Annotated in this window: 15 protein-coding genes; 10 read left to right on the plus strand and 5 right to left on the minus strand. The window is 58.8% G+C overall.

Annotation, left to right across the window (positions count from 1 at the left end; genetic code table 11):
* Nucleotides 1-120: 120 nt before the first annotated feature.
* Nucleotides 121-1,209, minus strand: coding sequence for a hypothetical protein (locus FH08_RS0112295; protein ID WP_031358608.1), 1,089 nt, complete (start codon nucleotides 1,207-1,209; stop codon nucleotides 121-123).
* 743 nt (nucleotides 1,210-1,952) lie between these two features.
* Between FH08_RS0112295 and FH08_RS0112300 the strand changes: the two genes are divergently transcribed.
* From FH08_RS0112300 to FH08_RS51835, 3 genes are all read left to right on the plus strand, one after another.
* Complete coding sequence (locus FH08_RS0112300) at nucleotides 1,953-3,035, plus strand: hypothetical protein (protein ID WP_031358609.1); 1,083 nt, start codon at nucleotides 1,953-1,955, stop codon at nucleotides 3,033-3,035.
* A 43-nt stretch (nucleotides 3,036-3,078) separates the two neighbouring features.
* Complete coding sequence (locus FH08_RS0112305) at nucleotides 3,079-3,858, plus strand: hypothetical protein (protein WP_031358610.1); 780 nt, start codon at nucleotides 3,079-3,081, stop codon at nucleotides 3,856-3,858.
* A gap of 75 nt (nucleotides 3,859-3,933) precedes the next feature.
* Nucleotides 3,934-4,170, plus strand: coding sequence for a hypothetical protein (locus tag FH08_RS51835; protein ID WP_152602807.1), 237 nt, complete (start codon nucleotides 3,934-3,936; stop codon nucleotides 4,168-4,170).
* 208 nt (nucleotides 4,171-4,378) lie between these two features.
* Here the strand turns inward: FH08_RS51835 and FH08_RS0112310 are convergent, their stop codons facing one another.
* Nucleotides 4,379-4,711, minus strand: coding sequence for a DUF4148 domain-containing protein (locus FH08_RS0112310; protein WP_031358611.1), 333 nt, complete (start codon nucleotides 4,709-4,711; stop codon nucleotides 4,379-4,381).
* Between the two features lie 685 nt (nucleotides 4,712-5,396).
* Nucleotides 5,397-5,828 carry a universal stress protein gene (locus FH08_RS0112315; RefSeq protein ID WP_031358612.1) on the minus strand — a complete coding sequence of 144 codons (432 nt, stop codon included), beginning with the start codon at nucleotides 5,826-5,828 and terminating at the stop codon, nucleotides 5,397-5,399.
* Between the two features lie 327 nt (nucleotides 5,829-6,155).
* On the opposite strand from FH08_RS0112315, the gene FH08_RS0112320 reads away from it, so the two are divergent.
* Nucleotides 6,156-7,295, plus strand: a complete 1,140-nt coding sequence (locus FH08_RS0112320) for an HPP family protein (RefSeq protein ID WP_031358613.1) — start codon at nucleotides 6,156-6,158, stop codon at nucleotides 7,293-7,295.
* Between the two features lie 58 nt (nucleotides 7,296-7,353).
* Here the strand turns inward: FH08_RS0112320 and FH08_RS0112325 are convergent, their stop codons facing one another.
* Nucleotides 7,354-7,575, minus strand: a complete 222-nt coding sequence (locus tag FH08_RS0112325) for a hypothetical protein (RefSeq protein ID WP_031358614.1) — start codon at nucleotides 7,573-7,575, stop codon at nucleotides 7,354-7,356.
* A 268-nt stretch (nucleotides 7,576-7,843) separates the two neighbouring features.
* Here FH08_RS0112325 and FH08_RS0112330 point away from each other — a divergent pair, with 268 nt between their 5' ends.
* From FH08_RS0112330 to FH08_RS0112350, 5 genes are all read left to right on the plus strand, one after another.
* Nucleotides 7,844-8,707 carry a LysR family transcriptional regulator gene (locus FH08_RS0112330; protein ID WP_031358615.1) on the plus strand — a complete coding sequence of 288 codons (864 nt, stop codon included), beginning with the start codon at nucleotides 7,844-7,846 and terminating at the stop codon, nucleotides 8,705-8,707.
* A 170-nt stretch (nucleotides 8,708-8,877) separates the two neighbouring features.
* Complete coding sequence (locus FH08_RS0112335; RefSeq protein ID WP_031358616.1) at nucleotides 8,878-9,291, plus strand: MarR family winged helix-turn-helix transcriptional regulator; 414 nt, start codon at nucleotides 8,878-8,880, stop codon at nucleotides 9,289-9,291.
* A gap of 50 nt (nucleotides 9,292-9,341) precedes the next feature.
* The gene (locus FH08_RS0112340) at nucleotides 9,342-11,132 is read left to right on the plus strand and encodes a chloride channel protein (RefSeq protein ID WP_031358617.1); all 1,791 of its coding nucleotides are present in this window, start codon (nucleotides 9,342-9,344) and stop codon (nucleotides 11,130-11,132) included.
* An 86-nt stretch (nucleotides 11,133-11,218) separates the two neighbouring features.
* Entirely contained in the window at nucleotides 11,219-12,121 is a 903-nt protein-coding gene (gene cysM / locus FH08_RS0112345; protein ID WP_031358618.1) for a cysteine synthase CysM, read from the plus strand.
* A 158-nt stretch (nucleotides 12,122-12,279) separates the two neighbouring features.
* The gene (locus tag FH08_RS0112350) at nucleotides 12,280-12,600 is read left to right on the plus strand and encodes a DUF1840 domain-containing protein (RefSeq protein ID WP_031358619.1); all 321 of its coding nucleotides are present in this window, start codon (nucleotides 12,280-12,282) and stop codon (nucleotides 12,598-12,600) included.
* A gap of 213 nt (nucleotides 12,601-12,813) precedes the next feature.
* Here FH08_RS0112350 and FH08_RS0112355 read toward each other — a convergent pair whose 3' ends face one another.
* Nucleotides 12,814-13,089, minus strand: coding sequence for a hypothetical protein (locus tag FH08_RS0112355; RefSeq protein WP_031358620.1), 276 nt, complete (start codon nucleotides 13,087-13,089; stop codon nucleotides 12,814-12,816).
* 282 nt (nucleotides 13,090-13,371) lie between these two features.
* On the opposite strand from FH08_RS0112355, the gene FH08_RS0112360 reads away from it, so the two are divergent.
* Nucleotides 13,372-14,658, plus strand: a complete 1,287-nt coding sequence (locus FH08_RS0112360; protein WP_031358621.1) for an ATP citrate lyase citrate-binding domain-containing protein — start codon at nucleotides 13,372-13,374, stop codon at nucleotides 14,656-14,658.
* Nucleotides 14,659-14,670 lie beyond the last annotated feature (12 nt).

The raw sequence follows: 14,670 nt of genomic DNA on the forward strand, positions 1-14,670 counted from the left end.
AGTGGAACAGTGAGTTTCCGGGTGATTGATCTGCTCTGGATGCTACCCAAAAAATGTCCGCCGGACTTCCTTGCAACCATCAGGGTTCGGCGGCATTGCGACTCACTTTGCCGAGCCAGCTCACGCCAGCATCGCCCATGCTGCCAGTGCACCGTTATAGCTCGTGTAAAAGCCGTACGCGTCGTACACCGCACTGCCCCAATTGCCCTGGGCCTTCGCAGGCAGCGCAGCGTTCTGAACAGGATCGGACACGTTCCTGACAAACCCGAACTGCGTGGCGGTCCCCTTGCATGCCTCGCCGATAACCGCGTCGTCCATCTCGATCGACGTAAAGGCTTGATAGGTCCCCGCTGTTGTTCCCACGACGAACGTCGATGTGGTCAGCAAGGACGCGCTACCACCGGTTTGATCGTCGATTTGCGGCGTTGGGTCGCCAAGGTTCAATCCATTGGGATCGAGCTGCGCGAGCGTGTAGTGGGTACCGTACTGCTGGCTGAACTGCGACGCCAATGCCTGGAGATCGCTGGTCTTCGTCGGCACCGGAAACAGAAGTTGCTTGAAGTTCGCATTGGCAAGGGTCGAATCGTTCGCCTTCCATGCACACTCGTACACCGGCCAGTTCTGCGATGGTTGGCCAGCCTCGAATAACGTCCCCGCGCTGACGGCGCGCACAGTACCGATGTGGTCCCCCGTCTTCGCGCCTCCCGCCGTCCCGATAGACAAGATGACGGCCGGCTGCACCTGCGTGATCATCAGTTTGATCAGGTCTATCAAATACGCTGCACCTGGCCAGTCCAGATGCGTATTCGATTTGAACAGCAACACATTCTTTCCGCTGACTTCGACCAGCCTGTATTCGCCCCAGTAGGTCCAGCTCGAAGCCGCGCCTGAAGGCATATTCTTTGAATATTGCTGCCAGTCCGCCCACGTGCCCCGCGACCTGTCGCTGTAGGGCATGGTGGTGCCGCCCGCGCAGAAAACGTGTTGCAGTGCTGCCCATTCTGCTTCAGCCCACGTGATCACCACCGCCGACGCCCTGGGCAATGCGCCCGCTGGTGCGGACAGCAAGCCCGGTGCTTGCTTGCCCACCAGCGCGTAGTTCACGACCGGGAGTGCCGGTGCGTCCGCAATGCCCGAGTGGCCCGACGACTGCCTTGCCTGCTCAAGGGACATGCCAAAACGCAGCTTTGGATTGTGGCCGTTGTCCATGATCCCTCCTAATACGATGCACAATGGTTTTAAAGCGCGCCCGTCACGGCACCCCTCACTGCCTGGGCGACGTGACCAATTTGACTTCCAATAGCGTTGCGACCGACCCGGCCTCGCCATGATGGGACCCATGCAACGACCCGCTGCAAGGGGTGTTTCCACACACCAAGGTTAGTGCAGAACATGGCAATTCACCAGCGTGATTTGCGGTGCAAAACAGTCATTCAGAAAGCCTTCAATTCGCTTATGTTCCTATCGATTTGCTATTCATGACAGCGGGTTGCCAAGCCGTTTCGACAAGAATCAGAAAGCGAAGAGCAAGGCGAAAAATGACGAACACGTGGCGTCGAACCACTATCACGATAGAGCGGAAAATCGACTCACACCGGTTCATCCGTATACAAAATAAAGCGCGATTATTTGTTGGGCTTCATGCGCTTGACACACTTTATCGCGGCTCGATTTGCGAGCGCTTTTGCAAGATCCGTCCCTCAAGAACTATGTGTGCTCGGCCTCATTTCCGGCTAATTCTGCCTTACGATCATTTGGATTACTGACGTATCCTCAAGTTGCCGTTGATGCCTTTTCGCGACCGATTTTCTCTTGCGAAGAAGCATACTCAGGCAGGAAAATTTGCGTCCGGACGCGCAAACGTTCAACTGTTAAGCGACTTCCGAGTCCGGATATTAAAAACAACACAACCGCCCGCCGGTTGGTTGTTTTGGACTCAGGGAAACTCGATCATGACAGGTGCAATCGACGTCGACGACGTCATCCTAAACTTCGATCCCGCCCGCGTGCAGAGCCGCTTTCGCATGGCCGGCACCGGGCTTGAACTCGTGTCCGCCGAGGCGGCCTTGCCGGGCGCCGTTCCATGGCCGAGCGGCACGGCTCCGAAACCGGCGCCGCTCGGCGCCGCGCCCGCTGAAACCGACGACCTGTCGCGCTTTCACGGCTACGACGCCGTCGTCGTGACATGGACCGCGGCTGAAGCGTCCGCGCTCGCTGCGCTGTTCACACCGGGATATCCGGTGTCGGCGTGGTACGAATATCGTCATCAAATCGATACCTACATTCCGCTCGTCACCGGTGCGAAAGCGCCCTTCAAAAGTAGCGAGCCGGACATGGCTCGCTACTATCACAGTCTCGGCCTCTACTTCCCCTGCACCATCGGCACCAAACGCGTACTGCTTTTCAAGTCCGGGCTTCATCTGGACTACGACGGACCCGCTACGCCGGTCCAGCGGCTAATGGGCGAGATCGCGACGGCCGTGGCGCCCCGGATTTTCGTGACCACAGGTACCGGCGGAGGTATCGGCGCGGATGTGCATCTTGGCGACGTCGTGATCGCCGGCACGGTCCGGTTCGACTGCCAGACGCAATTCCGCGAAAAACCTTTCGCCAATAGGCAATACAAAGCCAGTGCCGTTTCGTCGGGTGCGCTGAAGGCCATGACACCTGCGCTCATGAGCGTCAATGCCGCGCGCATCCCGGGCGCGCTAGCTGTGCCAGACATTTTCTCGTCAAGCGCGGATGCCGTCGTCACTACCGACTTTTTTGCTTTTGACGACTCGACGAACCACTACAAGTTGCAGGGACTCGGGCGCGCGTGTGACATGGGCGATGCGATGGTTGCCGATGCGCTGCAATCAGCGCCGCATATCTCGTGGTATTCAATCCGCAACGCGTCGGATCCACAAATTCCCAACCCTGATAACAACATTCACTCGGCCTCACAGCAGGCCGCATTGATCTATGCAAAATACGGCGGCCTGACGACCGCCGCGAGCGTCATCGCCACCTGGGCGGTCATCAGCAACGCCTGATCGTGGCGAATGATGGGAGCGCTTCAACCTGAGGAGAAGTCAAATGAATGCTTATAAGCTTGGCCGCCAGCATCGCACCTACGATCCCCGGATACCCCACATGAGCGCGCTGCTCGCCGGGCAGACACCTGCGCCACCACCGGCGGCAATCGACTACACGAAAGGCATGCCGGCGAACCTCGGCATGATGCTCAATGACACGCTCGGGGACTGCACGTGCGCTGCGTTCTATCACGCGTTGCAAGTGTGGAGCTTCAACGCCGCGTCGAAGATCGACACGGAGCCCGACAAGGATGTCGAAGAACTCTATGTTCTCGGCTGCGGCTACAACCCGAAGGAAGGTGGCGAGGGCCCGGGTGGCAACGAGCAGCATCTGCTTACCTATTTGCTCAGGACCGGGGCGCCAATGGGCAATAGCGAAACCCCAAAAAAGATCACCGCTTTCGTCGAGGTGGATCCGCGTAACGTGGACGACGTGAAGCGCGCCATCGTCGACTGCGGTGTCGCCTACATTGGGTTCAATGTGCCGCAATACATCGTTCCCGCACCGCCCGCGGTGCCGCCAAAGGTGTGGGACGTGGAGAACAGCAATCAGGCGATCGTCGGCGGCCATGCCGTCGTGCTGGCCGGATACGACAACTCAGGCGCGCACCTCATATCGTGGGGCAGCTACTACACCATGACGTGGGCCTTCTTCGCGAAGTACGTCGACGAAGCCTACGCCATTGCTGACTCCACATGGTTCACGACTAAGAAAACGACTCTTGGCGGCTTGACCCTGGCTCAGCTGGAAGAGCAGATGAAGGCCCTGAAGGGAAACTGACCGATCCACCGCGAGATGCCGGCGGCCCTGCCTCGGGGCCGCCGGCGTCGATGAACGAGTGGAACGAGTGCGGACGTGCCGACTGCAAACCTGTTTGGCACGCCCGGACAACCGAGGCGTCCGCTGTACATATCGAAGAAGGTCAGGCAAAACGATTTATTCAAGCATGCCGGCTATGTGGCAGGCATTCCGGTCATATGCAGTAGCCGGGATTGCCCGCCACGCTCCTACTCGGAAGCGGATTTCCTGAAGGCTATTCTTCCCCTTGCGCAAAAGCGTGCGTCGAAGAAGGGGCAAGCAACCGTCCCGTGAGTTCGGCGCTGTGAATCCGCGGGCTCCGGCGAGCAGTGCTGTCGCCGGCGGTCAGGGTGAAGCTGCGGCAAGCCCCGGCATCTTTACCCTGAACGGACCAGCCCAAATATGACGGATCAGCCGTGTCAAGCCGGCTTGATCCTCCATGTCCTGCAGCGCATAGTCACGCTGCTGGACAGGCCCCAACATCTGATAACAGCCGGATGTCCTACTGCCCCTTGTAAATTGATTGCATATCGACAGGGACTTGTGCCCGGCCTGCTTCCGAGGTACCGCTGGACGACGTACCGTATTCGCTGTTTTGCGGAGCCGCCTGCATTTGCGCTTGTGCCTGGTTTTGCGCAGACACGCGCGCCAACGCTGCTTGCAAGTTAGCGGGATAGGTCGTATCGCTGGCGTTTGCGTCATAGCCGGCCTGTTGAAGCTGGACGAGTTCGGCGCGCACTTGCTCGCGAGTGATCGATCCGCTCTGCTGAGCAAACGAAGCGATGGGAGCAGCCAGGAACGAGGCCGCGAGAACTACATAGATCGACGATTTCATGTTATCTCCAGAAAGAGTTTCCCGCGCCTGAAAGCCAGTTCGCAGGCTGTTTCCCCGGTTTGATTGAGAGGTAGTCGCCGGTGTCACACACGATTAGGAATATTTATTAAGTGCCATGTAACGCCGTCACAAAACTCGACCGATAAAAGCAATCTTGAAGGGTGTTTATAAACTTCGTTCTGGCTTCAGCATTGTCTTGGCGAGGGACTGCTATCGATCGGTCAACGTAGTGTCGTCGCCAACCGGCCTGGCCGAAACCGTACACATGGAGGATAAGCCCGGATTTTTTGGAGGGACCGGAGCCCCGCGAAAGGAGGGTAGTACTGCCAGTGCGGAAGCGGCCAGCCGGCGATCGAGCCAACCTATCTTTTCCCGTTGCCGGGCGAGTAAAGGACTTTCACCTTCAAGCAAGTGCGCCCTGCCGGGCGCACACAAAAAAAAGGCACCCGAGGGTGCCTTAAAGTGAATCTGAGTGAATCTGGTTATTGTTTTTGGTCTCTCTCGCACCGGCCCCAAATGCCGACGGCGCCCCAATAAGTGAATTGAAGCCATTACAGTGGAAACTTGGATGCTCCGATACGTGAGAGTACTAACGGCACGAATTGGTCAAACTTGAGGCGATTAGGGAATCTACTAATCCCAACGAAGCATGCCTGATCATCGACCAATGGAGTCAACACTCCCTTCAGGCCACCTCGAAGAGAACCCCGCACGACACGCGGTCCAGCAGCAACGCATGGTTTTCCCCGGTCCACCAGCGCGCAAAAAATCCTTCAGGGTGATGCCCGATGACAATCAAGTCCACCTTCAAAGAATTGGCGAGGCGCGGAATCTGATCAACGGGATTGCCAGTCGCAAAATGGCCCGTTGCGTCGACGTCCCACTCCCGGAGCTTGTCCACGCCCTCCTGGAGAATCTCGCGGGCAACCTGTTCGTCGAGGTCGAAGCTGATCGCGGACAAGACATCGAACCCGCGCGTCCAATACGAGCAGTCGGGAATAGAAAGCAGGTGAGTCTCGGCATGCAGTTGCTTCGCAAGCATTGCACCGCAGCGTAACGCGGTCCTGCCCTCCGGCGTTGCGTCGTAACACAGCAGAAACCGATTGAACGGGGACATCATCGTTTCCTTTACGGAAAGTCCGGCGGGGATCCAGCCGAAGGCCGTCCGTCCAGCGTGGTTCCGTGTAAGCGCCGGTAAGCTCGTTGCAGGCACGCACCCTTAGCAGTTCCTTGCTCTAAGTTTATATCACTTTGTGATATATAAAACGACAATTTACACGATGGCCTGACTCACAACCGAGCTGCCATGACGGCCCGAAGCCGCTCCGACGAACACCTTGATATATGTCATAATCACATACTTTTTTACACTATGTTTGGCAGGAGACACTGCCTGACGGTGAGGACGCCCGACATAAGGTCGCTCACACTATCTTCCAAGCTTATGGTCCGATCCGCTCTCGCACGTTGGCTTCTCAGCTTCTCCCCTTCACCCGTCGCACTTGCGTGGCCCGAACGATTCAGGTCCTGTCTCGGCGCCCTGCTCGGCATATCCTTCACCGCAGGGGTGATGCACGTTTTCCTGGGCGACAACGCGTTCATCCCTCTGCTGGTTGCGCCAATGGGGGCCTCCGCAGTGCTGCTGTTCGCTGTGCCCGCGAGCCCTCTCGCGCAACCCTGGTCGATCGTCGGCGGCAATATCGTTTCCGCGATTATCGGCGTGGCGTGTGCAACCTGGATCACGAACCCGATCGACGCCGCGCCGATTGCAGTGGCACTGTCGATTGGTGCGATGTTCGCGTTCAGGTGCGTGCATCCTCCCTCGGGCGCGGTCGCGCTCACTGCCGTGCTCGGCGGGCCAGCCGTGCATGCGCTCGGATTCGGATTTGTCATTGCGCCAATAGCAGCGCAGTCGTTTGCACTGCTGGCGGTCGCGATCGTGTTCCACGCGTCGACAGGGCATCGCTATCCTCATGCAGCGCGCTCAGCGAAGGAGACCGGCGTCCGTGCGCCGGCGGCCAGTCCTGGCTTCACACGAGAAGACCTCGAGGCGGTGCTCGGCCGTCGCAACGAATTGCTGGACATCGACCCATCGGATCTCGAATCGCTGCTGCTGGAAATACAGCTGCAATCGTATGCGCGCAGTTTCAGCGGACTGAGCTGCGCGGACATCATGTCCAGCCCCGTCGTTTCGATCGCATCCGGCACGACGATTACCACTGCCGCCGCCATGCTCAAGCGTCATGGCATCAAAGCGCTTCCTGTCATTGATGACCGCGCGTTCGTGGTCGGCATCGTCACTCAGGCCGACGTCGCGAGAAACATGGCGGCCGGAAAGCTCAGGGTGTTGGCGACATTGATCGACAGATGGTTCGCCGGGCCCGGTTCAGCACTCACGGTCGCGTCCATCATGACGACCCACGTGTCCACAGTCAGCGCCACGACATCGATTGCCAAGCTCGTGCCACTATTCGCCGCCTATGGCCACCACCATATTCCGGTGCTCGATACGCAGGAAAAACTCGCCGGCATGATCACGCAGGCCGACCTGATACTGGGCCTCTACCGGCAAACGCACACCTAGCCGAGGCGAGAAACGCGAAGCTGGCACTTGGGGACACAGCCGCCGGCACGGCTTACTGCTATCCGGCCTGACTACGCAGGTGGGCCAATCTCGACGCCGCCGCCTTGACTGGCTTACCGGTAATTTCGTCATGGCTGTCGGCGCTTAGTCCTGCAAATCGTCCATTGGCCTGCGCGTGCTGCAGCACGTCCTGCGGAATCAGCGACGCCAACACGAACGTCACGCCGGCTCCTGCCGCCATCAAGGCGATTGTGCCGGCTATCCATAGTGCGATGCCCATTTTCGACTCCTTCGCTTGATCGTTCGTTGTTGGATCTCTTCAGCATCTGTCGGGCCTTCATGGGCGCGACATCGAAAATATCTCAATCCGATTTCATTTAAGCATCCGTATCGCATGGCAACAAGTTAAATATATTGCTGTTTACATGCAATAATTTTGAATATAAAAAGCGCTTGAAGCGATAGTCAGGCAGGTGGCTGATGGTTGCAGTTGATCCACGGTGCAGAACTCCCGCCCTTTCAAATCAAACTATTTGCATGCAGGCCCCATGGACGTCGAACTCGCGCGCACGTTTCTTCAGGTGGTCAGATCGGGAAGTCTGGTCTCGGCAGCCGCACACCTGCACGTCACCCAGACCGCGGTGACCGCACGAATCAAAAACCTCGAAGCGCAACTGAAGTGCCGCCTGTTCGAACGCAACAAAGCGGGCGCGCGGCTCACCACAGATGGTGAAAAATTTCTCGGCTACGCCAGCCAGCTCGTCCAGACGTGGGAGGCGGCGTGCCGCGATCTGCCATTGCCAAGCGGCTACGACGACATGTTCACGTTCGGTGCGGACGCGAGTCTCGCGAATCCACTCGTGCTGCATTGGGCCGCCCGGTTGCGCCAGGATCTATCTACCCATGCAGTGCGCGCGGAGTTGGGAGACGGTGCTGTGCTCCAGCAAAAAGTGCGCGGTGGCGTACTCGATGCGGCGCTCGTATACGGACCGGAGTATGTCGCGGGCATTCAGGTCGAGGAGATAGTGGAGGAAAAGCTGGTGCTGATCCGGACATCACAAAAAGCGGGACCGTATGTCTACGTCGACTGGGGTCCCGAATACAGGCGACAGCACGACATATCGCTGCCCGAGCACGCGAAGTCGTCGCTGTATTTCAACCTCGGCCCGCTGGCTCTGCAATACATCCTTCAGTTTGGAGGCTCGGGCTATTTCAGAACCCGCGTCGTCAAGTCTTACCTCGATCATGGCGTCCTCGAACGAATCGTCGAGGCACCTGAGTTCTCCTATCCCGTGTACGTGGTCTATCCGCGATCGTCGAGCAGAACCGGCTTGCAAGCGGCGCTGACCATCTTGCGACAAGTAGTGAAGGAGGACGCCGACTGGTCGCAGCGATGGGACTTCCTCGTCTAGCGTTGCACCGGGCTCTCGCGCGCTTGACCGGTCGTCTGTGCTCTTTACAGTTCCATCAGCCCAAGTGCGCGTCACACCAAGCTTCCCGGTCCTGCGCATGCAGGACTCTTCCATATATATCACCATGTGATATAATTTAAATGTAGGTTCGTGACAGGACTTTTCCCCCCATGAAAGAAGCTTCCCGCACACTCAGCAAAGAAAACTTTGAACAGCTGTCCGAGTTCCGCTACCAGATGCGGCGATTCGAGCGGTTCTCCGAGCAAGCCGCTCAGGATGAAGGCATTACGCCGCTGCAGTATTTGCTGTTGTTGCATATCAAGGGGTATCCGGACCGCGATTGGGCAACGGTGGGCGAACTCGCTGAGCGTCTTCAGGCACATCACCATGGCGTAGTTGCGCTCGTGTCGCGGTGTGAAGCGTTGGATCTGGTCAAGAGAAAGCCTAGCGAAACTGATCGCCGCCAGGTCGAGGTTCATCTGCTGAAACCCGGAGAAAAAATCCTCTCGCGGCTAGCCGAATTGCATCGGGCAGAACTGAAGTCGCTCGCGGGGACCTTCCGCGTTCCGCAGGTCGATCTTTAGATCGATGCATGCGGATGCAATAAACAAATCCGAATTGTTCAGGAGTTAATGTGCACGAAAACGCTTCACGAGGTGATTTTGCAGCGAATGCTCATCTGCCGCGCATCACGGCCATTGCGGTAGTAATCGGCGCGTTGAGCACGGTCACGGCCTATGTCCTGCTCCACCTGATCAATTTCTTCACCAACCTTTTCTTCTTCCAGTCCCTGTCGTTTGAGAATCACTCGCCCGCGGGAAATACCCTCGGTCTTTGGGTGATCGTAATTCCCGTGATCGGTGGCCTGGTGATCGGACTGATCGCGCGCTATGGCAGCGAAGCCATCCGCGGACACGGCATTCCTGAAGCGATCGAAGCCATCCTGTTCGGCAAGAGCAAGATGTCGCCGAAGGTCGCGGTGCTCAAGCCCCTGTCCTCCGCAATAGCCATCGGCAGCGGCGGCCCGTTCGGTGCGGAAGGGCCAATCATCATGACGGGTGGCGCCATCGGGTCGCTGATCGCACAGTATTTCCACCTGACCGCCGGTGAACGCAAGACGCTGCTCGTCGCCGGTGCCGTAGCCGGGATGACGGCGGTGTTCGGTACACCTGTCGCGGCGGTCCTGCTCGCGGTCGAGTTGCTGCTGTTCGAACTGCGCCCGCGTAGCCTGCTGCCCGTTGCGGTGGCGTGCGCGGTGGCTGGGTTCACGCGGCCCCTTCTGATCGGCAGCGGCGCCCTGTTCCCGTTGCAAACCCTCCCACTGGGTCCGCTCGGCCTCATTTCATGCGTGGTCGCGGGACTCGTGGCGGGCGCCATGTCCTGGGGTTTGTCATCGGCCTTATACAAGGTCGAGGACCTCTTCGGCAAATTGCCGATTCACTGGATGTGGTGGCCGGCGCTGGGCGGCATTGCGGTCGGCATCGGCGGATATTTTGAGCCGCGTGCGCTCGGCGTGGGCTATGACGTCATCGGTGATCTGCTGCATAACCATCTTGCGATCAGCGTCGTGGCCGGTCTGATACTGGTGAAGGCGATCATGTGGGTCATCGCCCTCGGTTCCGGCACATCCGGAGGCGTACTCGCGCCGCTGCTGATGATGGGCGCGGCCATGGGAACCATCTTCGGACCGTTCCTGCCTGGCGGGGAACCCGCAGTATGGCCGCTGGTATTCATGGCGGCGACGCTCGGCGGAATGATGCGCGCACCGATCATGGCAACCGTGTTCGCGTTCGAACTTACCCATGACGCCAACGTGCTGCTGCCTCTCCTCATGGCGTCGGCTGTTGCGTACGGATTCACGGTGCTGCTGATGCGGCGCTCCATCCTGACCGAGAAGATCGCGCGCCGCGGTTATCACATCTATCGGGAATACGGCATCGATCCTCTTGAACGCCATTTCGTCGAAGAGGTGATGACGCGCAAGGTCGAGACGATCGATGCGGATATGCCGGTCGCCGAGGTGCTCGCAAAATACTTTGGTGAGAAGCAAATCCATCGCGCGTTTCCGGTGACGCGAGACGGCGCCCTGGTAGGGATGATCGAGCGTGACGGATTTATCGCGCGAACCGGCAATCCAGCCATCCAGGTCATGAGCAACCTGTTCGGCGCAAACACACCCATCATGGCGTTGCCCGGCGAAACCTGCCGGATCGCGTCCAACCGGTTGGCCGTGCATGGGCTCGAGCGCTTGCCCGTGGTCTCTGATCCGCAGTCGCGTCATCTCGTGGGCTTGATAAGCCGTAGCGATCTGGTGAAACCGTCGCTCGCTTTCTTCGAGGAAGAGGAACATCGCGAGATGTTCCGGCGCTCTCCCCTGCACCATTTGAAAAAGCGGTTTTCACCGGTGCCCAGGCATAAAGACTAAGCAACCCGCGAGCGCCCGTAGGCCGCTCCCAAGGCTGTAGCGTCCGACGCCTGGCGGCTCATCGCGTCGACCGATTGGAAAACGTCATGTCTTACAAAACGATCGAAGACACCATCGGCAACACGCCGCTGGTCCAGCTCCAGCGCATCCCTGATGACGGCACAGTCAAGCGGGGCACCGTGATCCTCGGCAAGCTCGAGGGACACAACCCCGCGGGCTCGGTGAAGGACCGGCCTGCGCTGTCGATGATCAAGCACGCGGAAGCCCGTGGGCACATCAAGCCGGGCGACACGTTGATCGAATCCACGAGCGGCAATACCGGGATCGCGCTCGCGATGGTGGCGGCAATCCGTGGCTACAGGATGGTCCTGATCACGCCGGAAGATATCTCGGTAGAACGCCGCCAGAGCATGGCGGCCTTCGGCGCGCAAATAATCCTGACGCCGGCAACCGGTGGTATGGAATACGCTCGCGATCTGGCCGAAAAAATGCAACAGGAGGGCCAGGGCGTGATCCTCGACCAGTTCGCCAATCCCGACAATCCGTTGGCTCACTACGAGACCACCGGACCCGAGATCTGGCGTGACACGGCGGGACGCATTACCCATTTCGTCTCCGCGATGGGGACCACCGGCACAATCATGGGTGTATCGCGCTTTCTGAAGGAACAGAGCGGGAGCGTGGAAATTGTCGGCGTGCAGCCGGAGGATGGTTCGCGCATTCCCGGCATCCGTAGGTGGCCGGAATCGCATACGCCAAGGATTTTCGAGCGAAGCCGCATAGATCGGATCGAGACCGTCAGTCAGGCGGCGTCAGAAGCCATGGTGCAACGCCTGGCTGCCGAAGAAGGCATCTTTTGCGGCGTCTCGGCAGCGGGCGCGTGCGAAGTCGCTTTACGGATCGCCCGTCAGGTTGAAAATGCGACGATTGTCTTTGTAGTGTGCGATCGCGGTGACCGGTATCTGTCGACGGGACTATTTCCGGCGTAGGAAACTCGGCTTTTCGTCGATGGCGCCATGCGGTGTGTAATGCCGCTTCCGCGTGACTAATACCTCCTGGTCCGATTCATTCTATATCACATCGTGATATAATATTGATGTCGCGTTATTTCACGCGAAGGGCTTCAGTGAACAGGAGGTGGTCTGCCATGTTGATCACATTCAAATCGCGAGCATCACCCGACGTGTTGATGCTTGCCGACCTCGCAACTTACCTTCTTGGTATTGTTGGCAAACGACTTAGCCCGCGTGGAGTTATCGCACGCGATGAGTTATCAAATGTCATTGGCCGGATGGAAAACGCCATCGCGGAAGACCAGAGAACGTCTGATGCACACGATGAGATGCACTACGGAACACAAACGGGTGTACATGAGCGCAGTGCAGGACTCGCACAGCGCGCGTATCCTTTTTTGGGCATGCTTCGTGAAGCTCGAAAAGAGGATGCAGACATTATCTGGGGCCTGTAGAGACGCGCTTGGACGAGCCGTTTGAGAAAGAATATTCGCTGTCTTCTCCGGGCCGACGTCGCCGCAGATGATCATCGGCCCGGCACCATCGTGACGGGCTTGACGACCTTGCCGGCCGAATCAACCGAGACACACTTCAGACACAACGGCGCCCTGGCTGGGGCGCGCCTCAGCTATTGATCAGATCCAACAAGATCAGCGACTACCCCTCGATTACTCCGCGATTACCCCAATAAGCACGCACGGAAACCCATACGACGTCTGTGCGGCTATTCCGGCATTTCGTTTGCGCATCCCCGCATTTCCTGTCGCTCCTTTAATTAAATCAACGACTTGACCCTCTGGTTTCATCGCCATGCCGGTTGGCATAGCCATTGCAATGATGAAACCACAATGTTGCGCGCCGGCCACGGTCGCGAAACAACAAGAGGAGACACGATGAACGCCAACGCCGACCTCGATCCGCTCGAGACCGCTGAGTTCTTGCATGCCCTAACTCCGGTTCAGGCGCATAACTGCATTCAGCTCCCCCCCGATCTTGGCAACCGTCCAGCGGACCCGTCACAGCGCGAGCGTGCGTACGCGCCAGACTCGCTAACGGCGGCGACATCGGCGTCGACCACTTCTCGCATGCATCGGCTGACAAGCGCGGCCACGGCCGGATTCAAAGGAACACCACACCTGACGCTGCCACTCACGAGGGCATCGCCGGCCGGACTCGCACCATCACGCCTAGAAGACACCGCAATGCCTTTCTGAAAGGGGCTCACCATGCAAGTCACCGGTATGCTGCACGGAGCCAAGATGCTCCAGTTCGTCGATTTCCCCACTACCGAGGTATTGGGACCCGACGCCAGCGAGGAAGAGATCAAGGCGCTGATCGACAGACATGGCCTGATCTTCATCAAGCCCGTGTTCAAGGGCGGCGTTGGCAAGAAGGGCAAGGCCGGCCTGATCGGCAAGGCGACCGACCTGAAGACCGCGCTGAAAGAAAAGGAACGTTTGTACTTTGTCGAGCACCGGGTCGGACACACGGTGGCCAAGGCCAACGGCGTGACCTTCGAAGCCGGCGTGCCCGCCGAGCACGAAGTCTACTTTTCGATCACTGACTCGACGCATTACCGCGCGCCGACGATGACGCTCACCCATCACGGCGGCATGGACATCGAAGAGCTCGACAGGAGCCAGGTCGCGCAAATACCTTTTGACCCGCTCACCGGGTTGAAGGCTTTTGTGGTCGCCAACGCGCTGTCCGCGCTAGGCGCGCCCAAGCAGATCATCTCGCCGTTGGTGCAGCATCTGCCCAAGCTGTGGGAGCTGTATCACGACTACGGCATGTCCACGCTCGAGTTGAACCCTATCCGCATGCGCGTGGACAAGAAGGGGCGCATGACACCCGTGGCCTGCGATTTCAAATGCGGCTTCGACCGCGACGATCCGCGCTGGCGGCGGCTGAATTTGCCCGCAAGCCTGTTCGCGGTCGACTACTCCGACTTCGAGCAAGAGATCAATCAACTGCGCACATACCAGGGCCAAAGCGACGTCTATGTGATCAACGCGGGCGGCACCATCCTCGCGCCGACCTTCGGCGGCGGCGCCAATTCACTCGTCACCCAGATGCTCGGCGACGACGCCATCATCTCCTCGGATTTCGGCGGCAACCCGCCTTACGAAAAGATGAAAGAGGTAGCACGTATCTGCTTCAAACACTGGATCAAGCAGAGCAACGTGCTGTTCATCATCGGCGGCAAGTCGAACAACACCGACATCTTCGAGACCTTCCGTGCGATGGCCGATGCGCTGCGCGAGCACTTCAGCCGGCACGGCGCCACGCCGCTGTACGTGGTGATCGGCCGCGGCGGCCCGAACTTGGTGCGCGGCATGGGCGCGATGCGCGACACGCTCGATGCACTCGGACTGCCCTATCGATTCTTCGGTTTCGACTCGGACATGAGCGAGGTCGTGCTGCACGCGAAGAAAGTCGATGCATGGATGAAGTCCGGCGGCCGCGAGCAGGTAGCGGCCCGGCTCGGCATAGCGTCCAGCCAGGCAGCCTGAAGCTTAGCCCCT

Source organism: Caballeronia sordidicola, from assembly GCF_000729995.1.
Taxonomy (GTDB): Bacteria; Pseudomonadota; Gammaproteobacteria; order Burkholderiales; family Burkholderiaceae; genus Caballeronia; species Caballeronia sordidicola_A.

Excerpts from the sequence above, each read along its gene's own strand:
- FH08_RS0112335 (WP_031358616.1), top strand. The coding sequence starts at position 8,878 with ATGAAAGAAGCTTCCCGCACACTCAGCAAAGAAAACTTTGAACAGCTG.
- FH08_RS0112320 (WP_031358613.1), top strand. The coding sequence starts at position 6,156 with ATGGTCCGATCCGCTCTCGCACGTTGGCTTCTCAGCTTCTCCCCTTCA.
- cysM (WP_031358618.1), top strand. The coding sequence starts at position 11,219 with ATGTCTTACAAAACGATCGAAGACACCATCGGCAACACGCCGCTGGTC.
- FH08_RS0112325 (WP_031358614.1), bottom strand. The coding sequence starts at position 7,575 with ATGGGCATCGCACTATGGATAGCCGGCACAATCGCCTTGATGGCGGCA.
- FH08_RS0112350 (WP_031358619.1), top strand. The coding sequence starts at position 12,280 with ATGTTGATCACATTCAAATCGCGAGCATCACCCGACGTGTTGATGCTT.
- FH08_RS0112305 (WP_031358610.1), top strand. The coding sequence starts at position 3,079 with ATGAATGCTTATAAGCTTGGCCGCCAGCATCGCACCTACGATCCCCGG.
- FH08_RS0112330 (WP_031358615.1), top strand. The coding sequence starts at position 7,844 with ATGGACGTCGAACTCGCGCGCACGTTTCTTCAGGTGGTCAGATCGGGA.
- FH08_RS0112300 (WP_031358609.1), top strand. The coding sequence starts at position 1,953 with ATGACAGGTGCAATCGACGTCGACGACGTCATCCTAAACTTCGATCCC.
- FH08_RS0112295 (WP_031358608.1), bottom strand. The coding sequence starts at position 1,209 with ATGGACAACGGCCACAATCCAAAGCTGCGTTTTGGCATGTCCCTTGAG.
- FH08_RS0112315 (WP_031358612.1), bottom strand. The coding sequence starts at position 5,828 with ATGTCCCCGTTCAATCGGTTTCTGCTGTGTTACGACGCAACGCCGGAG.
- FH08_RS0112360 (WP_031358621.1), top strand. The coding sequence starts at position 13,372 with ATGCAAGTCACCGGTATGCTGCACGGAGCCAAGATGCTCCAGTTCGTC.
- FH08_RS0112355 (WP_031358620.1), bottom strand. The coding sequence starts at position 13,089 with ATGCAAGAACTCAGCGGTCTCGAGCGGATCGAGGTCGGCGTTGGCGTT.
- FH08_RS0112310 (WP_031358611.1), bottom strand. The coding sequence starts at position 4,711 with ATGAAATCGTCGATCTATGTAGTTCTCGCGGCCTCGTTCCTGGCTGCT.